The sequence below is a fragment of the [Bacteroides] pectinophilus genome (genome assembly GCA_025146925.1).
Classification (GTDB): domain Bacteria; phylum Bacillota; class Clostridia; order Lachnospirales; family Lachnospiraceae; genus Bacteroides_F; species Bacteroides_F pectinophilus.
This window is the reverse complement of sequence record CP102260.1, coordinates 15,001-36,609: the sequence shown is the minus strand read 5'-3', so window position 1 is coordinate 36,609 and position 21,609 is coordinate 15,001. Positions and strand designations below refer to the sequence as shown.

The following is a 21,609-nucleotide window of genomic DNA, read 5'->3' as shown; positions in this document are numbered from 1 at the left end:
GCAGGAATTAAAATTCCTGCCTGTAGTGATTTTTATCAGGTCAGCTGTCCACACCTGATTCCGATTCCATTTTAACTATCTTTAATCTATATTTTTCATTATAGCCTTCCAGATTAACATATTCGCCATACCCATAATAATCATAACCGCTGTTTGTATTGACGGTAAGATCATCAGACGTAAGTATGTTAAGCTCTGTCATATTGTTGCTGCTATTATGTTCCAACGGTGTTATTGCTTGTGAAAAAATCTTTATAAACAGGGTGCTGTCTGCCTTATCAAATGACAGTTTACTTGCTTCAAGCATTTCTCTATGCGTGGTACACGCCAGACTGAATTCATAACCACATTTAAGGCATACAATTCTTGCAAATTCTCTTTGCGCTCTTCCATTACCTTCTCTAAATGGATGCAATGCATTTAAATCTCCGTAATTATCAGCAAACACTTTTACAAAATCATCAAATGATTCCCGTGCTTCAAAGCATTGTGGAAAATATTTGTTAAAAACCGACTGTGCATAATCGTTAATGCATGTAGTGGTGCAGAAAAGATTTCCTTTACCTATTTCGACTGTGCGCACTTTTCCAGCCCACGAATATATATCCTGAAAGATATATTTGTGAATTGCCTTTAAATGCGCGAAATCATATTTTCCTTTAATCGGCTTTTCCTGCAATTCACGAAGCCGTATGGCCGTAAGCTCTTTTTCGGCATTAAACAAATCTTTTTCATATTTAATATTCAATTTGTTTATAAGCACTTCTGAAGCAGGATAACAATATTGGCTATCTTGCATACTTTCTGATTACCTCTTGCCGCAATTCCTCAGATGACCTCTTGCCACTTGCAACCTCTATCAGTTTTGATACAAATTCTTTGCTAAGATACATATCTTCAACAGCCATAGTGGCTATTACATTTTTTACACTTTGATTTTTTTCAGTACATTTTACTGTCATATATAAGTCACCTCGCAACAAATAACCTTTAATAAGTTCTTGATATTACGTTTATATTAATTATAACCTATGCATATTTTTGTATCAACTATTTCATCAAAATTTCCCCCACTTTCCTCTTGCCACGCCCGCATTTCCATGATATACTAACCTCTGTTTTTCATGTGAAGCCGCAAAACCAAGGTCTGATTTGGCTTCCCGCCGATTCCCGGCGTAAAATGAATCGAGTGTTCGAGACCTTCCACTCGTAAAACAAAACTAAAGGAGACAACTAAATATGAGAAACAAAAAGGTACTTTTCATCACTCAGGCAGCCGTTATAGCTGCTCTTTATGTTGTGCTGACACAGTTTGCCAACATGCTCGGACTCGCTAACGGAGCAATTCAGGTCCGTTTTTCGGAGGCACTTACAATCCTTCCGTTCTTCACACCTGCTGCCATTCCGGGTCTTGCAATCGGATGCTTCTTAAGCAATGTACTCACAGGATGTGCTCTCTACGACATCATCTTCGGTACAATCGCAACACTTATCGGTGCTGTCGGAACATACCTGCTCCGCCGTTTTAAGTGGCTCGCGCCTGTTCCTCCGATTGTTGCCAACACAATCATTGTCCCATGGGTATTAAGACTTGTTTACGAAGCTCCCGGAACCATATGGTATCTTATGATTACTGTCGGTGCAGGAGAAGTAATTTCATGCGGAATTCTCGGAATGATTCTTCTGTTTGCGCTCAGCCGCTATAGAAGTGTAATTTTCCCTGATACACAGAATGTTGCCAATTAATATAAAGCAATAACTTTAAGTACTGATAAAAAGCAGCAGAATACGATTATAAATGATTATCTATACGATAACCGCAATCGCAGCCTGCTGCTTTTTCATCTTTTTATCTCTTCAAAGAAGCCATCCAGCTTCTTAAGTGTCCTTACAAGAATCTCTGCCTCATCATCACTCAAGTCCCGCATCACCGCTTCAACCATGTTCCTGTGGAAATGCATATGGTGTGCATACGCCCTGTGCCCCTTATCAGTAAGTGTGGCATATACCACTCTCTTATCCTTCTCGCCGCGCCTGCGCTCTACATAGCCCTTTTTCACAAGACCGTTAATTCCAATCGTAAGCGTTCCCATTGTAACATCAAGGAGCTTTGATATCTGGGACATTGTCCTCGGTTCACCGATTCCGACTGCCTCTATAATATGCATATCCGTAACCGAAATATCGGAGAACTCACCAACAATAAGTGCCTTCTCCTCAATCCCCATTATATCGTTAAAGAGATTAACAAGTATTGAATTGAGTATATTATAATTATCCTGCATTCTATTCTGACACATTTTCCTCTCTTATTGCTGCCACAAGCTGGAATCTGAACGCTCCTGCTCCTGATATGTTACGGTATCTCGTATCTGCATTATCCTTAAGGCTGTGCATCTCAAATGAACAGTGTTCAATATATTCAAGCGGATATGCCTGATATCTTGAGTTCCTAATTGTATCATGAGGCCAGAATACCCTTATCGAATCCTTCATAGTCTCATAATTCTCCGAATACTGGCGTGAGACAAGCTCTGCAAGCGGTTCATCTGCCATGAATACATGCGCATAGTAACTTACCTTCTTTGAAAAAAGCTCTTCTTTGAATTCCTTGAGCCATTCCGTATTAGCCGCTGATATAAGCACAATAGGGAACCGCCTCTGATTATTATTAATGAGCTTCATAAGACTGTCAAAATGCTTTTCAGTCTTCTTAATCACCTGTCCACGAAGTTCTTCACCGTCCACGAGACCAATCTTACCGGCAATCCGGCCATAAAATGAAGGTCTTGAGAATGATGAACTGTTGATAAGCCCATGGTTGGACTTTATCTCATAAAAATCATTCTGTACCCAGAGTGCAAGCCTGTTGCCTGACGGATATATCTTCGCTTTAGTAGACCACATCTTGCAGGCTTCCTTGGAATCAGGCTGCGTAACCTCTATTGACATGAGCTGTTCATCCCAGTCAATACTTTCGCTTACCTTATATCCCACCGTATCAAGGACAAATGTATCCGGTGCCTGCGGAATACCCGGAAAAATATTCTCATACTTTTCAATAATCCACTTATGTATTATCTCACTTGCCGCCATAAATATAAGTTCTGAATCAATATCGCTTTCCTTAAGATACGTAAGAGATCTGAACACGTTGAATCTTGTAAGCGTAGGAAGTGCCTTTTCACGATTCGGCTGCTCGTAAGACTTTTCCTTGAGAAGCCCAAGCTTTGAAACTGCCTCAGATATCTCTTTATTATGGAGAAAATGTTCATTGATTATTGCTATTATGCTGTTGGAGCTAAGCTCAATATCCTTGTAGCAATCCATAAGCGTCATTATAAAATCCGCTCTCTCAAGCTTATATATAAACTTACCAATCGATATATTCCCGTCAAGAATCTCCTGAAGCTGAGGATGCAGGTCATCCGGAGTAATTCTCAGATGATAATGACACCTTATCATAGAGTTCCAGTCTTTTTCCTTGTAATAGGTATGACCCATCTCTTCAAGCATTGATATTATTGAGTCATCACAAAGCTCAAGAGTTGCAAGAACACTGTTCAGCTTACGCGCATAATGACGTGACTCGTCATGCTCCCACATCTTGGTATATTTGTAGCGCATGTCATGCTCAATCTCATGCCATCCCTCGAAAGCCATTGTTCTTATCTGCACTTCAAATGTCTTGTCAATCGGAAGTTCCCATGTCTGCGGAGATATTCTGTCAGCAATATACTTCGGCAGTGACATTACACCATTAGTCTTCATGGATTTGAATTCCGATGTTGTCTGGCTGCTTACAGCCCACTCGCACTCAGGGAACTCTCTCTCGATAAGATCCTTGCATATCTTGATATCATCCACATAATACAGTACTATTCTGAGTCCTATAAGATCCTGCATTTTATGATATGCATTGTAATTCTTACTTACATTCGTAAGCTTTGTTACTATAGAGTCTTCACTCTTGACGCGGTAAAAAATTCTGTGATAAATACCGCACCGGTTAAGCGGTCCTTCTATAATCTCCCGCATATCGTCCGCAACCGTCTCAGGCACCGTTATCTGCGATACCTTCTGTCTGAGTGTTTCGATATCGTTGTCATCCAAATCTATATGTCTGTTTATAACTTTATTATAATCCTGATTCATTCCGTTACCTGTTCCATGCCTCAATAACTAGTCTTATATGCCTGTCATAAAATACTTGTAAATGATTCCGTAATCCTGGTCATCCCATGTGCAGTCCACCTTGTACCATGCCCCATTATACCAGACTATGTTCCATGCATGATTATTGCCTGTTGCACAGTAACACGGAATTCCTAATTTATCCATAAATTTCTGAAAGAGCGTTGCGTAACCGTCGCATACCGCAAGATGCTCGAACAGTGCATTATACCCCGAATGTCTGCTCGCAAATCCATATACCGTAGCATCGTCATAATCTGTTGTAAGACATATCCAATCGTGAACATTTTTAATTGTATCGTACTCAGTCGGTCCGACAAGGTACGGTGCAAGCATACCTACAGTAGCGTCAAAAATCTGCTCCTGCTCCATTGTCAGCTTCCAGTCAAACTGTATATTAAGATAATCGTCTGAATACCAGCATCCATACCCTGCATACTGCATCTGCTGATATGTATTAATTCCTGTTATCGGATGCACCGAAAGATTCAGATAAGTAATAAGCGCATATACGTTAACTTCCTCCGGACTGAATGCTAATTCAACGTCATTATCCATGTTGGCAATGGCACTGTCAATATATGCCATACCTTCTGTGTCTGAACTTATCCCCACTTCTTCAGCCTTTGCACTTACAGGACTGATACCTATGAAAAATGCTGCTGCCAGTGTCACAAACGCCATACCTAATATTCTGTCAAATCTTCTCATAGCACGCCCTCCATTCACTTATATATACCATAAAATTACCACTAACACCACATATTGTCAAACTTCCCAGCTCTCACCATCGTTATGGATCATCACCACACGATCCCTGTATTCAGCTGATACCGGCATAGCCTTAAGCTTCTCTATCGCATCAAATCTTCCCCAGCAGTGCATAGGAAAAGCCATCTTAATATCCCAGCGTCGCATATAGTAATCAAAGCCACGGAAAAATCCCTCTTCCTTAAGCCTGATATCAAGCGGCAGGAACGCAGCATCAATATGCAGGTTTTTGTCAAATTTGTCTATCTGTGCCTTAAAATCCTTCTCCATCTGCAGCGCCTGCTGCGGTGTATACTGATCCCACCACCACCAGTTAAGATCCCCTGCGTGGTAAAGCGTCTTACCTTCCGTCCGTATAATGAATGCAACACCCGAATCGGTTGACGTAAGCGTTGTCACATGAATATCGTCAAAATCATATTCCCGGTCCTTGCCGACATAATTAATTCTGTCACGCGCCACAATGGGAATATTCCATCTGTCCATGTATTTTTCATTCATCCGTGTTTCTTTGGCAAGAATGTACGTTATATCCGGATATTCCAATGCAAAGTTGAATATTTTCTTGCTGAAATGGTCATAGTGCTTGTGACTTGCAAACACATAGATTCTGTAGTCTTTATCCCATTGCGGCAGTTCCCCGTTAAAATAATCAAACAAAAGGACCTTCTTTGATTCCGGGAATTCTATTGCAAATGAGCTGTGATGTACATATGTTATCTTCATAATTATCTGTAAAGCCCCTTAAGCAGCGCAATCTCCTTTGCATATCCTTCCGCTTCATTCGGTGTCTCAAGATAGAACGGAAGCTCCCTCAGTGAAGGATGGTTTATTATTCTTTCAAATGCCTCCGTGCCTATTGAACCCTCGCCAATCTTCTCATGTCTGTCCTTGTGGCTTGCAAACGGATTCTTATCATCATTAATGTGTACCGCCTTAAGTCTGTCAAGCCCGATTACCCTGTCAAACTCAGCAAGCACACCATCAAGGTCATTCACGATATCATATCCGGCATCATATACATGACATGTGTCAAGGCACACGCCCATATGTGATGAAAGCTTTACACCGTCAAGTATCGTCTTAAGTTCCTCAAATGTTCTTCCTATCTCACTGCCCTTGCCCGCCATAGTCTCCAGAAGTACTGTTGTTGACTGGTTCTCACTGAGCACCTCGTTAAGCATTTGTATAATATATTCCGTTCCGGCCTCTACGCCCTGTGACACATGGCTTCCCGGATGAAAATTATACAGATTGCCCGGTGTCTGCTCCATTCTTACCAGGTCATCCGCCATCGTCCTTTTGGCAAAATCTCTCGTAGACTCATCCTTGGAGCATGCGTTAAGCGTATATGGGGCATGTGCAAGTATTACATCAATCCCGTATTCGCCACACAATTCGTGAAATTCTGCTATATCTGCCGGGTCAATCGCCTTGGCACTTCCACCTCTTGGATTACGTGTAAAGAACTGAAATGTGTTGCCGCCCAGCCTGTGTATCTCCTTTGCCATATTGGCATATCCCTTAGATGTTGACAAATGACACCCAATCTTAAACATATTCTGCCTCCGTTTCATTTATGATAACAACTGCTGATATACATCCCTCTTGGATATTCCCCTGTCCTTAGCTGCCATTCTCATAGCCTCCTTGCGGTCAATACCCTGATTTTCATACATTGACACGTGCTCCTGAATGCTCATTGCATCCCATGACTTCTGCTTTTCAAGCTTAAGCTCCTGTCTGTCCCTTCCGGCTATCACAAGCACATACTCGCCTCTCGGCTGCTGGCTCTTATAGAATTGTGATGCCTCTTCAAGAGTTGTCTTCCAGACCTTCTCATAGCGTTTTGTAAGCTCCTTGCAGATACTTACACTCCTGTCACCGCCAAGCACGCCTGTAAGCTCGTCTATAAGTGCGGCAAGATGGTGCGGCGCTTCATGTATAATTATCGTTCTTGTCTCATTTTTAAGCTCTTCAAGAACATCCGCCCTCTCTTTCTTGTCGAATGGGAGAAATGCTTCAAACACGAATCTTCGTGTCGGCTGTCCCGACATGGTGAGCGCTGTGATGCAGGCTGCCGCCCCGGGAAGTGACGTAACCTGTATACCCGCTTCATGGCACTGTCTTACAAGCTCCTCGCCGGGGTCTGAGATTCCCGGAGTTCCCGCGTCAGTTATAAGTGCAATATTAGTTCCTGCACGCATTTTGTCAACAAGAACCTTTGCCTTCTCAACCTTATTATGCTCATGATAGCTCGTCATCGGTGTCTTTATCTCAAAATGATTCAGAAGCTTTATACTGTTGCGCGTATCCTCCGCAGCAATAAGATCCACTTCCTTCAATGTCCTTATAACCCTGAAAGTAATATCTTCAAGATTGCCTATCGGCGTTGCACACAGATAAAGCATTCCCTGTCCCGTAATATTATCGCTCATCTTCTCCTCCTTCCCTGTAGTATCTGAGCACATCCTCAGTATAACCGCCATCTTCATTATACACAATAAGCGGTGGTTCTGTCGTAAGCTGCGAATTGCCGCCCCTTACAGCCTCAATAAGCACCATATTGGCATTCTTCCCATATGACGGATATACCATCCGCATTCTTTTGGGTTCAAGCCTGTAGCTGTGGCACAGCTCAAATATCTGTACAAGCCTCTGCGGTCTGTGAACCATGTAGAATCTGCCCTTATCCCTTAGAAGTGCTGAAGATGTGCTGATAATATCCTCAAGCGTACAGCATATCTCATGCCTTGCGATTGCCTTAGGTGAAGACGGATTGACAATTCCGTGATTCTCATTCATATATGGCGGATTAACCGTAACAACATCAAATCTTCCGCGCTTATAGAGTGCAACCGCATTCTTAAGGTCATCATTTACAATATCGATTCTGTCAGCGGTATTATTAAGTTCAACGCTTTTCCTTGCAAGCTCTGCACTCTCCTTCTGTATCTCCAGTCCCGTATAATGCTTTCCTTTTGTCTTCGCCTCCATCAGCACCGGAATTATACCGTTACCCGTACACAGATCCATGCATACATCGCCTTCGTTCACAACCGCATAGTTGGCAAGCAGTACTGCATCTATGCCAAAACAGAACATTGATTTGTTCTGTATCAGCATTCGCCCATGGCATTGAAGGTCATCAATTCTCTCATTCTCTTTAAGTTCCATTAAACTCCATCCCATATTGTACAAAAGCCGGAGGTATCATCTCTGAACACCTTCGGCCTCATAATCCTGAATTAATTGATATGGTTTTCTCTCTTTTTTTCCATATCCTCAAGCGCCTTAAGCTCATCATCATTGATATTAAGCTTCTCATTCCTGCGCTTAGGTTTGAACTTAAGCTCTTTTACGGCATATTCCCTTACATCCTTGTCATCGCCGTCAACCGTAACGATTACCTTGACAAGCTGTCTGAGTACGTTAACGCTGTGAACCTCGCCTTTAAGTCCTTCCGGTGTTGTAACAAAATCGCCTACATTCGGCAGTCTGCTGTTAAGATACTCATATGTATCCTCCTCATACTTAAGGCAGCACATAAGTCTCCCGCATACTCCCGATATCTTGCTTGGATTAAGTGAAAGATTCTGTTCCTTTGCCATCTTAATTGAAACCGGAATAAAATCAGCCATATATGAGCTGCAGCACAGCGGACGTCCGCATACACCTATTCCTCCGAGAATCTTTGTCTCATCCCTTACACCTATCTGGCGCAGTTCAATTCTCGTCTTGAATACGGATGCAAGATCCTTTACAAGCTCCCTGAAATCAATTCTTCCGTCAGCCGTGAAGTAGAACAGAACCTTGTTATTATCAAATGTATACTCTGTTCCTATAAGCTTCATATCAAGATTATGCTTGGCAATCTTCTCAAGACATATCCTGAATGCTTCCTTCTCCTTATCGCGGTTCTTAGCTTCCGTCTCATCATCCTCAGGTGTTGCGATTCTGATTACCGTCTTAAGCGGAGCTACAACCTTATCATCCTCGACATCACGCGGTCCGAGCACTACACTTCCGTACTCAACGCCTCTTGCTGTCTCAACTATTACATGCTGTCCCGTGCTGATCTCAAGCTTTCCCGGTGAGAAAAAATATATCTTGCCGGCATTTCTGAATCTGACTCCTACTACATTTGTCATGATATATATAAACCTTTCTGTACTGCTGTTATTACTGCCATTAATTCTCCTTCATCGTAAGGAACATAAGCTCCATTGTAAGGTCAAAATTAACATTGGCACGAAGTCTTCTCTTCGCCTTATCTATCGCATTCAGTATATTCTGTAAACCTTCATAAGAAGAAACCGATGCCTGACTGCGTATCGTCTTAAGCTCCTCCTTGAATATAAGAAGGTTGGCATCATTCGTACTTTTAAACAGTAACACATCACGATACCACATTGCAAGCAAATCAAGATAATCATTGATATCATTCTTATATCCCGACACGCTCTTTGCTGCATCAATAAGCTCACTTACCGTCATATCCTGCACATACTTAAGAATATGCATTGCATTATCCTTCATCTGCACAAATGTATCTGACACGATTATCGACTCTGCGCGTCCGATGCAGCCCTGTGCAAATGCCACAGCAAATCTCGCCTCATAATCGGGTATGCTGAACTTCTCAATAAGATGCTTCTGAATAAGTGAATCTTCAACCGGTCCGAGATCAAGCTTAACGCACCTTGAAAGAATTGTCTGAAGCAGACCGTCGGCATTCTCTGTGAGCAGCATGATTATTCCGTATTCCGGCGGCTCCTCTATAGTCTTAAGTATCGCATTCTGTGCCTGAACCGTCATCTTATCCGCATCATCTATAATATAAATCTTGTATTTGCTCGAATAAGGTCTTATCTGGATATCACCTACAAGCTGCCCCCTGACATCCTCAACTCCTATGCTCGCAGGCTTTTCATGCGTAACCCTTATAATATCAGGCTGATTGCCTGAATCTGCCTGAATACAGGAATGACACTCATTACATGGACTTGTTCCATGTTTCTCACATTGCAGAGTCTTTGCAAATATACTGGCAATCATATTCTTGCCGCTGCCCTGCTCACCGTTAATGATATATGCGTGTGAGATTTTATCCAGCCTGATTGCATTCTGCAGATGTTCCTTAATCCTGTCATGTCCGATTATCTCATCAAAACTGTTCATATCAACTCCATTCTGCAGGCACAAAGTGCCTGTCACGCCTGTCCGGCTACGTTGTAACATCGAGCAGCAGACCTCTTATGTCATCTATCCTGCTCACGATTGCAATATGATCCTTTTCATCCTTAACCAGCTCACCCGCAAGGTCATCAAGATTCTTATCCACGAGCTTTACTATTCCGTACACCCTGTGCCTTCCGCGTCTGTCAAGGAAGTTCTCCCTTGAAAATTCATGTGAGCGGCTTACTACCTCATTAAGAAAGCCCTTAACCAGCTCCCTGTACCTGCGCATATCCTTAATATCCATGTGTCTGGCTATCTTCTCACCCTGCTCATTGATATCCTCCATCATGGTTCTGAGCTTCTGCTGGAGGTCCTTTTCCTCAATGTTGCTTATAAGCGTAAACTTAAATGAATCATCACCGCTGCTTACCTTAGAAGTATTATCAACACTCTGCGCCCTGGTTGTCTCATTAACTCTTATATCCACCGCATCACACCTCCCATCAGTTAATCATCATATTACCGATATCCCGTCTTATCTCAGACAGACATTGCTCTATCGCTGCATTGTTGCTATATCTCTTATTAATATTGCACTCAGCAATATTCTCTTCTGAAAAATCATGGCAGTCAGCAATAAACCTTCTGCACATCTCCTCATAATCAGGAGCCTGCTGCCGGCGCTCCCTCTCAAGCGCTCTCTCAAGCCTTATTCCGTCATCCACTTCTATATATATCGGCATAATATGCTCTTCTCCAAAGTACCTGAGAAACTTCTTATATGCCTCAAGGGTGCCTATTATAATATATCTGCTGCCATTGCCAAGCTCTATCTGTCCGTCATCAGCCGTAAAATAGCGCCATATGCCATGTACCGTATTGTAGCTTCGCAGTTCTATAATCCTGCCTTCTGCTGCCATCCTGTCTGCCTGCGCATCATCAACAAAATTATATTCAACGCCCTGCGTCTCACCGCTTCTCATCGGTCTTGTCGTATATGGTACAACCTTACACAGCCCAAGCTCCTTATCATCTGCAAGCATGCGGAAAATGCTGTCTTTGCCGGATGAACTTTTCCCCATTATAAATGCTATCTCAGGCATAATATCTTCACTATCTTCCTTTCATCCGGTGCTGCCCCGCACAGTCCTGCCTCAAGCCCCTCAAGTCCCATGACATCAAGCCCGTCCCTGAACGCATTGTCTACTGTGTCAATCATATTCCTGTTGATAACTTCTCCCGGACACACAAGCGGTATTCCCGGCGGATATATACATACAGTGGAAGCGCTTACCCTTCCACAGGCATCATGATACTCTACTGACTCTTTGTCTTCGCAGTTAACCGCATCGTACAGATTCATCTTAATTACCGGTCTTGATATATTCACAGTCTCACTGCTGCCGATATCAGAAGTACCGCTGCGCCCTGCAAGCTCATTATCAATCTCACACAGTGCATCATAGAACCTGTCATAATATTCTTTAGTGTCTCCCGGTCCCGTCATTGCGATAACATACCTAAGAGATGCCATCTCAAGCTGAATCCTGTATCTTTTTAATAATATATCATACAATTGTTTTCCCTGCAAACAGCCGTCTTCCGTATATATCACAAGCTTTGATATATCGTCTGACTTTGCAAGCTTTATCACACGCAGCTTCTCAAGCCTTCTTCTCAGCTTCTCAAGCTCCTTCGTATAATTATCCATGACAGCACGCCCACGCTCACTGTTCATCAGCCTTATACATCTGTTAATCGAGCCCATAAGTATATATGACGGACTTGTACTCTGGAACATATTAAGATATCTGTCTATATCAGCAATCAGCCTCTTTTTGTTAACTGCCTCTCTGCCTACATGAAGCAGAGCGGTCTGTGTGAGTGACGGAAGCGTCTTATGCAGACTCTGCACAACAACATCCGCTCCAAGCCCAAGTGCCGATTGCGGAAACTTTTCGGAATATTTAAAATGCGCGCCATGTGCCTCATCAACAATAAGCGGCACTCCATACTTATGCACAACATCTGCAATTGCTCTTATATCAGATACATTCCCCTCATATGTAGGAGAAGTGATTATAACTGCACCGACTTTTCCACTGCCTTTTTCATTTTTTACACAATTTTTAAGCGCTTTTTCCACATCATTTGACAGGATTCCACTACTTATCCACAAGTTATCCACAAATTTTGGATAAATGTACTGCGGATTGAGTTCATTTTCATAAATAGCATTATAAACCGAGATATGACAATTACGTGCAACTAATACCGTATCATGTCTTGATGTCACACCAAGTATTGCCGACATAAGGCCTATACTGCTGCCACTTACAAGATACCATGTCTTTGCTGCATCATAATATTGCGCAGCTCTTTCCTGCGCTTCTTTAAGAAATCCGTCCGGATGGTGCAGATTATCAAATCCGTCTATCTCTGTAATATCTATTCCATATGGATTGCCTGTATCAATAAGTTGTGTATTGCGCTTATGCCCCGGCATATGCATCGGAATATACCCTGAGCTGCAATAATTCTCTAATCTGTCAAATAAATCGTCTTCATTATCAAAAGTCTTTTCAAAAGACTTCTGCCCGCTATTAGTTGGTAACATGCAACTTCACCGAAACCTCTGCCCTGCTGTCAATCAGGTCGGTCACAACATACTTTATGTCATAATCTCCGGCCTGGTCAAACGTATATCTTCCGACAAGTGCGATATCATCTGTTATATCATTACCGCATGTATCGGCTGCCGTAACACCGCTCATAAGATCCGCCTTTTCACCAACCTTGACAGTAATATCCTTAGCTCCCTTAATCTCAGCCTTACAATTCTTCCAAGGGTTCTGAGGATTAGGATCCGTAGGGTCCCAGCCTGCATTAGGACTGTTTACCGGAATCTTAATCATCTCAGGCTTGCCGAGCGGTCCCGGTGTTGTTGTGTCATCATATATTGTTACCTGTGTTCCCTGTGGACAATTATCAAATATCCACTTAACATCTCTTACGCACATTCTTACGCATCCAAGTGATGCGGGAGAACCGAGCTTATTAAACTCTTCTGTCTCAAGAGATCCGTTGTTGGCAGTATAATAAGGTACTGAATGAAACAGATAGCCTCCGCTTATTCTGTATGCATACATACCATATGTGTAATCCACCATAAGTCTCCACTCATACTTATCGCTTGTCCTGTAACCCTCACCAACTATGGTCTCTTCGCCCTCACGGCCCACTGAGCATGTAAATGCCTTTACCGGTATCGTATACTTTCCTTCAGAATCAATTCCGTATACGGTTACACATCCCATCGCTCTGTTTACCTTTACAAAATATGGATATCTTACATCTGCCGGTGGAGTATATACCACTTCCTGAGTTTTCTGTGGCTCCGTTGCCTCAATCCATGTAACCTGTCTTGTCTGTTCCTGCGTCTGCTGCTCAGCCTGCACTTTATCCTTCTGATTATTCCCGGCTCCACCGGCATTATGGCTGCTTATGGTTGCCTTCACTCCGAATATTCCGCCTGTAACTGCTGCCGCGATTACAAGAAGTGCCACAAGATATCCCCAGTTTCTCTGAAACCAGTTCTTACGTCTTCTAAGATACTTTCTGTTTATATTGCCACGACTCATATTTATCTCCATTCCTGCGTATATCTGTCTAATACCGCATCTGTCTGCATCATATAATTAACTTTATTAAGCCTTGTCTGAATAATAATATCACGAATGCTGATACAGGTCAACGCAAGACCAACTATGAATATCTCAAATAAGTTTATCCGTAAAGAAATAAAGAGACCCCGGATTAATGATTTCTCCGGGGTCTCCCACGACTATGCCTGCCATGCGGCAACATAGCCTGAAAACTCATTTATAAGCAGATATTATCTTGCTCTCTTTTTAGTGCTGAATGCTATTGCGCATGCACATACACCTGCAATAATTGCAAGAAGTGCTATTGGAGCAGTATCTCCTGTCTTTGCAGATGTTACATTCTGGTCTGAAGCTGCCTCAGCTGATGCTTCTGTTGTCTGCTCTGTCTGTGCAGGCTGTGTAACTGTCTGAGCCGGATTAACTGCAACTATCTGAGCTGTTGTCTCCTTCTCATCATTGCCATCGTCAGAGTCATCATTATTACCACCTTCAGCACCCTTGCTTACTACGATAGCAAATGGGCTGAGTGAATTAACCTTGAAGCTGATATTTCTATCATCGCCCTTAGTAACTGCATGCTCAACAATTCCTGCATCCGTCTTATGGAATACTCTTATGATATCACTGCCTGAATTGTAATCAATGCTGTCATCAATTCTGATTGAAATTGTAAGAGTTCCGTTACTTACAGTAACCTTAACATTATTTACAAGTGCATTGATATCAACAAACTTCATTCCCTTAACATCATCTGAACTGATAAGATTGTTAATCTTATTCTGAAGCTCTGACTTGTCTGTATCTGCAATTGCACCTGCCTTAATGCTTACTGTGCCTGATGCAATCTCCTTGCCGTCCTTATCAGTAAACTTCACATCTGATGATATCTCTACACCCTTAACAGGAACCTCGCCGTTCTCATCAGGAACAACCTTTACATTATCTGATGTTGTAGGTGCCTGTGTTGATGGCTGCTGACCGCCTGTTGTTGGCTGTGTCGGATTTGTAGGTTTTTCGGTTGGCTTCTCCGTAGGCTTCTCAGGCTTTGTTGGCTTTTCAGGCTCTTCGCCACTATCATCTCCAAACGGATTCCATGAACCAAGGAATGTATCTACCGAAATTGCGCTTCCATCTGCAAGCTCAGGCTTTGTAAATACCTTAGCCCATGAAGCTCTTTTAGCTGAGTTATCAACGCCTGCTGTCTCAATTGTACCATACTCACCGCAGAGTGCTGACTCACCTCCAAGTGATGTAAGCCATCCTGCTGCTGATATCATTGATTCGCCATAGCTGTAATCTGTATTCCAATAGCTGTCTGCTGCATCAACAGTTGTCTTATAAAATACAGCTTCTCCTGTACCAGGCTGCCATGGTCTTCCTAAGTATCCCGGCTTAGATGTCTTTGTTGAGGCAGTATCTACACCAGGTGTTGTAGAAGTTACGCGGCATTCATACATAAGGTATCCTCTGCCTGACTTCTGCTGAGGTGCTGTTATATATCCGACATCATTCTTCTTACCATTATCTGTCTGGTCATTAGTATTGAATACAAGGTTGCATGACTTAAATACCGCTGTCATTCCACCGAAAATGTAATCTGTACCACCAAGTACATCACACTTATTAAATGCTGCTGTAGCTCCTGTTCCGCCATAAAGTGTATCCTGACGTCCGATGAACTTACAATTATTGAAGTACGTCTGACTTACATCATTACCGATTGCAAGAGCCGCAGCTCTCTCAACATACTCCTTCTCCTGAACCTTTGTATCACCTACAGTCTTCATTGTAGAACGTGCAGATGAACCTTCCTTGGCACCTGCCTGCTTCTCAATAACATCCTCTACAGACTTAGCTGATACATACTGGTTAAATGAATTCTCAAATATAATTCCGTCTGCAGAGAATCCGTCCGCATTAATTACAACTGTTGCATTCCAATAGCTTCCGTTAGTTGTTCCTGCGCCAGGATTTGTAAAGCTTGCGTAACCGTTGGCCTTGTTAGCTGCAAGAAGTGCTGCATCATACTTACAGTCACTTCCCATGCTGTAGTATGTATATCCGTGTCCATAATACCATGTAATACGAACTGCATTCTCATCAATTCCAACACCCTTATTATTAAGTGCTATACTTGGGTTCTTGCTTGCATTCTGCAGCTTAATATTAGGAATATCAATTACAAGCATTTCCTCATAATTGCCCGGATCAATCATAATTGTGACTTCCTGATCAGGAGTTCTTATCATCTTGCGTGCTGCATCAAGAGCATCGCCAACTGTTGCAAATTCCTTATCAGTACCTACATAGAGAACTGACTTATACTCAGCCTGCTCCTTAACTGTTATAGAGCAGAAATATGTCTGGCTTGCATTGCTTCCGGTCTTTGTTGTAATAACAAAATCACCATCTTCAGGTGCAGTAATCTTAACTGAATCAATTCTTGATGTACTTCCTGACTTCTCATCAACTGTAACATCACCTGCTGTAAATGACGCACTGTAGCAATATTGGATTGTTACCTCACTGCCCTTCTTTACATTAGGTACTGTTATAACCGCATCTGATGAAGAACCATTTGCAAGAAGATATGTCTTATTAACAACAATATTAGATGTAAGTGTAAGACCTACATAATAATTAACTCCATTAATTGCTGTTATTTCATTAGAACTGTTAAGCTTTGCAAAATCCCATGCTGATACTTCATTCATTGGAATTGTTACTTCAGCGCCCGCTCCGTTAACAACCACATCGGCTGTTGCGCCCTGAACTACAGGTACACTTGCGATTCCGCCAATCTTAACCGAATACTGTCCGTCTCTTAATTCTATTGAAGAATTAATGTCAAATGTGTATGAATAACCGTCCTCGTTAATATTTGTAAATGTTACGTTAGCGCCTGTTGTATCTGCTACACCCTGAACCTTAACAGTTACAGGATAAACCTGCTTCTTTGTAAATTCAATATTCTTTGTTGTATCTGATGTTGCTGATATTGATGTTGTATCCAGAGTGAAATCATTAACTCCTTCTGCTGAAACAGTATATGTGACTCCTCCCTCGACCTTAAGTGTATAAGCACCTGTTGAGTCAATATTTAACTCAGGAACAAATACATTGTCAGACTTGAATGTAAGCTTCATATTGCCAAGCTTATCTGCATCAATGCCTGTTACGTTACCTGATATTGTAACAAGACTTACACCTTCGATATTAATATCCTTTGCCATATCTGATGCATCAAGAGCAATATTATTGCATGACGCACTTACGACAAATCCGTTAGCATCCTTAAGTGACACATCATATGAATACTTACCCGCAAGGCTTACTGAATAACTTCCGCCATTAACATCTGCCTCAGTTACGCCTTTAGTCGTTGTATTAGTAAATACAAGCTTGTATCCTGACGGAATTGATGCCGGCGCTGTTACACTTCCACTTACAGTTACCGTAGGAACATGTTCACGTGTAAGACGTCCGCATACAAGCTTCTCATTAGTACACCATAATGTATACCAGCCCTCTTCTGCTGCGTAGAATGTAGCCTCTTCCGCCTTATTAGCTGCTGTGTACTGGAACTCTGCTGCATCACCGCTTGGAGCTAAAAGCTTATAGAGTGCTGCATTACCATTTGAGCCAAGATATGCCTTAAAGATATCTCCGGTATACAGATAAACCTGAAGGTTAACTGCATCTGTTGAACTCTTGTTAGCGTAAAGGTATCCCGTATATGTAGTGCCGTTTTTATCTGTAAGTGATTTGGCATCATATCTTGTAAGCGCTGTGTTAGTTGTTCTCCATCTGTGCGTTGTACTGAAACCGCCATCATTGAACTTAACTGCATCCTTACCTGCTGCATCCTTTGCAGTAAATGATGCTATGTTTACTTTGGCCGTACCACCAGGTACTGAATAAAAAGAATTAATTACATCTGCAGTAAAGTTATTATTATACTTAGTCGTATCAAGAGCTTCTGCACCGAAATCCCATACATCTATCTTAGATGTATCAAGACCGGTTGATGGCTCCTCCTTTGCTTCATCTACAGCTACAACTATATTACCTACATATGTATTGCCACCAAATGTAAATGTCAGTGTTGCATTATCTCTTCCTGTGTATTTGAATGTTATAGCTGTCTTGTCTGTATCTGTCTTTCCTGACACAGTGCTATTTTCAAATCTGCCTTTGCTGTCTGTCGAAACAGCTGTAATATCGGCAGCATCACTGTATACAGAACCAATCATCGTTACTGTTGCACTTCCTGCCACATTAACGTCAAGTGTTGTATTAGCAGAAACATAAATTCCATAACCGGTTCCATGATACTTTGCACCTGAAAGTACAATTGCATCATTCGCCTGCTTAAGATCTTTTGCATTCAGGTAACTTGCCTGTGGCTGATATGCTGAATCCGTAAGATCATTTAAATCATCTGAATAATCTCCAGCCTTAGAAGTATCAATACTTCCTGTAAATGTTACTTTTGTTGTAGTTCCGGCTTCAAGATATGTCGGCTCCTTAACCGGTTCAATTATAAGTGCTGATACATAAACTGTTCCACCGAAATTTAAGGTAACTGTCGCAGTTTCCTCACTTCCTGCCGTATAATTAACAGTAAGTTTATCCTTGTCTGCTGCTACCTTGCATTCATCCGGTACTTCCAATTTACCACTATTGTCAGTACTCTCAGCCGTAATCATCTTACCCGCTGTATTATACTGTGAAGTTACAATTGATATTTTTGTATTGCCTTTAACATTAATTGCTACTGATGAACCATTTTTCACAACCACACCATAATTGGTACTGTGATATTGTGCGTTTGTCCACTTTACAGCACCATCAGCCGCTGTACTGTCTTCAGCCGTCAGTGCATCACCCTGTGCAGCATATGTGCCTTTCAGTACAGTTGTGTCACCGCCATTAGTGCCATATACAATTGTTGTATCTTCACTAATGTACGATTCTGCTTTTGCCTGAATTGCAAATACGCCTCCCGGAATCGATGTCATTAATCCAACTATCATCGATAACGCAAGCATAAGTGCTCCGACTTTTCCAGCTTTCTTTTTTAAGCCGTTCTTCATCGTAAGAATCCCTCCTATTATTATAATGTGCAACCTCCCTACTGTTGTAGTTTGCAATAATTTAAGTATAGTATTAATTCTCACAAATAGCAATCATATTTTTAATATTTTTTATGCAAATTCACTACAAACTGTGTGATTTCATAATATTATATAATCTTTGGCTTTTTAATTCTGGTTATTTTGCAGTATTTATTGTGCATATTTAACAAATGTTATATACCTTTATACAACCGACTCCCGCTTTTACATATTATTCAGCTTATTATTAAACTTATTTACAAATAAAAAAGACACTACTATGTAGTGTCTGCTAATAAAAAGTGCCTGGAACAGGAATCGAACCAGTGACACGAGGATTTTCAGTCCTCTGCTCTACCATCTGAGCTATCCAGGCATAGTAGCGGGGACAGGATTTGAACCTGCGACCTTTGGGTTATGAGCCCAACGAGCTTCCGGGCTGCTCCACCCCGCGGCATTAGTATTATCTTTTATAACGCTTTATCTAAAAGCAATGGATGGAGAAGGATTCGAACCTTCGAAGACGAAGTCAACAGATTTACAGTCTGCCCCCTTTGGCCACTCGGGAATCCATCCATAGAGCCGACAATCGGACTTGAACCGATAACCTGCTGATTACAAATCAGCTGCTCTGCCAATTGAGCCATGTCGGCATACCTTTCAACCAATTAATGCAACGTAACTGCATAATCTTTAGAAAGTATAAAAGTGGGGCCTATAGGGCTCGAACCTATGACCCTCTGCTTGTAAGGCAGATGCTCTCCCAGCTGAGCTAAGACCCCATATTTATTTATCATAATGCAATTAACACATCAGTGTAGCGACCCGGATGGGGATCGAACCCACGACCTCCGCCGTGACAGGGCGGCGCTCTAACCAGCTGAGCCACCAGGCCATGCTAATCATTGTTCCTTCAAAACTGCACATTAAATTATCTCTTACATCCCTTACCTTCGGATAACTCCTCAGGCACTCTCTTTCTATCCGTTTCTTTCTTCGGTTAAGCCCTCGACCTATTAGTACTGGTCAACTGAATACATTGCTGTACTTACATCTCCAGCCTATCAACCTTGTCGTCTTCAAGGGGTCTTACCTGATTACTCAGTGGGATATCCCATCTTGAGGGGGGCTTCACGCTTAGATGCCTTCAGCGTTTATCCCTGCCCGACTTGGCTACCCGGCCGTGGCATTGGCATGCCAGCCGGTACACCAGAGGTCAGTCCGTCCCGGTCCTCTCGTACTAAGGACGGCTCCTCTCAGATATCCTGCGCCCGCGCCGGATAGGGACCGAACTGTCTCACGACGTTCTGAACCCAGCTCGCGTACCGCTTTAATGGGCGAACAGCCCAACCCTTGGGACCTACTCCAGCCCCAGGATGCGATGAGCCGACATCGAGGTGCCAAACCACTCCGTCGATGTGAACTCTTGGGAGTGATAAGCCTGTTATCCCCAGGGTAGCTTTTATCCGTTGAGCGATGGCAATCCCACTTTATGCCACCGGATCACTAAGTCCTACTTTCGTACCTGTTCCACCCGTCGGTGTCACAGTCAAGCTCACTTCTGCCTTTGCGCTCTGCGAATGGTTTCCGTCCATTCTGAGTGAACCTTTGAGCGCCTCCGATACCCTTTCGGAGGCGACCGCCCCAGTCAAACTCCCCGCCTGGCATTGTCCCACCGCCGGATCACGGCGGCTGGTTAGAAACCTAGCAATGCAGGGGTGGTATCCCAACGCCGGCTCCATGACAACTGGCGTCATCATTTCTCAGCCTCCCACCTATCCTGTACGTGCAATGCCAGATCCCAGTGCCAAACTAGAGTAAAGCTCCATGGGGTCTTTCCGTCCTGGCGCGGGTAGCCAGCATCTTCACTGGCACTTCAATTTCACCGGGTGCATTGTCGAGACAGCGCCCAAATCATTACGCCTTTCGTGCGGGTCGGAACTTACCCGACAAGGAATTTCGCTACCTTAGGACCGTTATAGTTACGGCCGCCGTTTACTGGGGCTTAAGTTCGATGCTTCGTTTCCTGACATCTCCCCTTAACCTTCCAGCACCGGGCAGGCGTCAGCCCATATACTTCACCTTTCGGTTTTGCATAGACCTGTGTTTTTGCTAAACAGTTGCTTGGGCCTATTCTCTGCGGCCACATTGCTGTGGCACCCCTTCTCCCGAAGTTACGGGGTCATTTTGCCGAGTTCCTTGACAATGCTTCTCCCGCCGGCCTTAGGATTCTCTCCTCATCTACCTGTGTCGGTTTACGGTACGGGTACAATGGACACTATAGCGGCTTTTCTTGACGGCAGGCTCCGGAACTTCGCTACTTTTGTTTCGCTCCTCTCACCGCTCTGGCTTGCATGCGGGTTTTGCCTCGCATACGCCTCCTCGGCTTTCACCGGGCTTTCCTTTCCCGGCTTTCCTTTACCTCCCGTGTCCCCACAGTTCTGATCCATTGCAGTACAGGAATCTCAACCTGTTGTCCATCGGCTACGCGTCTCCGCCTCGCCTTAGGCCCCGACTTACCCGGGGCAGATCAGCTTTACCCCGGAAACCTTGGATATTCGGCCTTAAAGATTCTCACTTTAATCTCGCTACTCATTCCGGCATTCTCTCTTCATGACACTCCACGGCTCCTTGCCGGTACCGCTTCGCCGCGTCATCAATGCTCCTCTACCAACCATACT

General features: G+C 43.0%; 17 protein-coding genes, 6 tRNA genes and 1 rRNA gene (1 of these 24 only partly in view). 1 reads left to right on the top strand and 23 read right to left on the bottom strand.

The annotated features are described in order from the left end of the window. Window positions 1-40 precede the first annotated feature (40 nt). Window positions 41-799, bottom strand: coding sequence for a Fic family protein (locus tag NQ488_00180; GenBank protein UWN95764.1), 759 nt, complete (start codon window positions 797-799; stop codon window positions 41-43). Next, entirely contained in the window at window positions 789-962 is a 174-nt protein-coding gene (locus tag NQ488_00175; GenBank protein UWN95763.1) for an antitoxin VbhA family protein, read from the bottom strand. The genes NQ488_00180 and NQ488_00175 overlap by 11 nt, the downstream gene beginning before the upstream one ends. Before the next feature lie 277 nt (window positions 963-1,239). Here NQ488_00175 and NQ488_00170 point away from each other — a divergent pair, with 277 nt between their 5' ends. After that, a complete protein-coding gene (locus tag NQ488_00170) occupies window positions 1,240-1,746 on the top strand; it encodes a QueT transporter family protein (protein ID UWN95762.1) in 507 nt (168 codons plus the stop codon). 95 nt (window positions 1,747-1,841) lie between these two features. Here the strand turns inward: NQ488_00170 and NQ488_00165 are convergent, their stop codons facing one another. From NQ488_00165 to NQ488_00065, 21 genes are all read right to left on the bottom strand, one after another. Next, window positions 1,842-2,300 carry a MarR family transcriptional regulator gene (locus NQ488_00165; protein UWN95761.1) on the bottom strand — a complete coding sequence of 153 codons (459 nt, stop codon included), beginning with the start codon at window positions 2,298-2,300 and terminating at the stop codon, window positions 1,842-1,844. Then, entirely contained in the window at window positions 2,287-4,155 is a 1,869-nt protein-coding gene (locus NQ488_00160) for a hypothetical protein (GenBank protein UWN95760.1), read from the bottom strand. Before NQ488_00160 ends, NQ488_00165 begins: the two co-directional genes overlap by 14 nt. Window positions 4,156-4,188: 33 nt before the next feature. Further along, entirely contained in the window at window positions 4,189-4,905 is a 717-nt protein-coding gene (locus tag NQ488_00155; GenBank protein UWN95759.1) for a hypothetical protein, read from the bottom strand. A gap of 57 nt (window positions 4,906-4,962) precedes the next feature. Beyond that, window positions 4,963-5,691, bottom strand: coding sequence for an MBL fold metallo-hydrolase (locus NQ488_00150; protein ID UWN95758.1), 729 nt, complete (start codon window positions 5,689-5,691; stop codon window positions 4,963-4,965). Window positions 5,692-5,693: 2 nt separating this feature from the next. Continuing rightward, the gene (locus tag NQ488_00145) at window positions 5,694-6,524 is read right to left on the bottom strand and encodes a deoxyribonuclease IV (protein UWN95757.1); all 831 of its coding nucleotides are present in this window, start codon (window positions 6,522-6,524) and stop codon (window positions 5,694-5,696) included. 18 nt (window positions 6,525-6,542) lie between these two features. Beyond that, entirely contained in the window at window positions 6,543-7,403 is an 861-nt protein-coding gene (rsmI, locus tag NQ488_00140) for a 16S rRNA (cytidine(1402)-2'-O)-methyltransferase (protein ID UWN95756.1), read from the bottom strand. Beyond that, window positions 7,393-8,142 (bottom strand): tRNA1(Val) (adenine(37)-N6)-methyltransferase, encoded by a 750-nt coding sequence (locus tag NQ488_00135; GenBank protein ID UWN95755.1) that lies wholly within the window; start codon window positions 8,140-8,142, stop codon window positions 7,393-7,395. The genes rsmI and NQ488_00135 overlap by 11 nt, the downstream gene beginning before the upstream one ends. Window positions 8,143-8,213: 71 nt before the next feature. After that, on the bottom strand, window positions 8,214-9,116 hold the full coding sequence (locus NQ488_00130; protein ID UWN95754.1) for a stage 0 sporulation family protein: 903 nt from the start codon (window positions 9,114-9,116) through the stop codon (window positions 8,214-8,216). 40 nt (window positions 9,117-9,156) lie between these two features. Then, window positions 9,157-10,146, bottom strand: a complete 990-nt coding sequence (locus NQ488_00125; GenBank protein UWN95753.1) for a DNA polymerase III subunit — start codon at window positions 10,144-10,146, stop codon at window positions 9,157-9,159. A 46-nt stretch (window positions 10,147-10,192) separates the two neighbouring features. Beyond that, window positions 10,193-10,627, bottom strand: a complete 435-nt coding sequence (locus NQ488_00120; protein ID UWN97067.1) for a YaaR family protein — start codon at window positions 10,625-10,627, stop codon at window positions 10,193-10,195. 22 nt (window positions 10,628-10,649) lie between these two features. Then, window positions 10,650-11,249: a guanylate kinase gene (locus tag NQ488_00115; GenBank protein ID UWN95752.1), complete on the bottom strand. Its 600-nt coding sequence runs from the start codon at window positions 11,247-11,249 to the stop codon at window positions 10,650-10,652. Continuing rightward, window positions 11,237-12,763: an aminotransferase class I/II-fold pyridoxal phosphate-dependent enzyme gene (locus tag NQ488_00110; protein UWN95751.1), complete on the bottom strand. Its 1,527-nt coding sequence runs from the start codon at window positions 12,761-12,763 to the stop codon at window positions 11,237-11,239. Before NQ488_00110 ends, NQ488_00115 begins: the two co-directional genes overlap by 13 nt. Further along, window positions 12,750-13,787, bottom strand: a complete 1,038-nt coding sequence (locus NQ488_00105; GenBank protein UWN95750.1) for a L,D-transpeptidase family protein — start codon at window positions 13,785-13,787, stop codon at window positions 12,750-12,752. The genes NQ488_00110 and NQ488_00105 overlap by 14 nt, the downstream gene beginning before the upstream one ends. 254 nt (window positions 13,788-14,041) lie before the next feature. Then, a complete protein-coding gene (locus NQ488_00100; GenBank protein UWN95749.1) occupies window positions 14,042-18,907 on the bottom strand; it encodes a pectinesterase family protein in 4,866 nt (1,621 codons plus the stop codon). A 324-nt stretch (window positions 18,908-19,231) separates the two neighbouring features. Further along, window positions 19,232-19,304, bottom strand: a tRNA-Phe gene (locus NQ488_00095). Between the two features lie 4 nt (window positions 19,305-19,308). Continuing rightward, window positions 19,309-19,382, bottom strand: a tRNA-Met gene (locus NQ488_00090). Between the two features lie 40 nt (window positions 19,383-19,422). After that, window positions 19,423-19,504 (bottom strand) — tRNA-Tyr (locus tag NQ488_00085). Between the two features lie 4 nt (window positions 19,505-19,508). Then, window positions 19,509-19,581, bottom strand: a tRNA-Thr gene (locus tag NQ488_00080). Between the two features lie 56 nt (window positions 19,582-19,637). After that, window positions 19,638-19,710: transfer RNA gene (locus NQ488_00075), tRNA-Val, on the bottom strand. A gap of 39 nt (window positions 19,711-19,749) precedes the next feature. Then, window positions 19,750-19,823, bottom strand: a tRNA-Asp gene (locus NQ488_00070). A 101-nt stretch (window positions 19,824-19,924) separates the two neighbouring features. Further along, a 23S ribosomal RNA gene (locus NQ488_00065) occupies window positions 19,925-21,609 on the bottom strand (it continues 1,205 nt past the right edge of the window).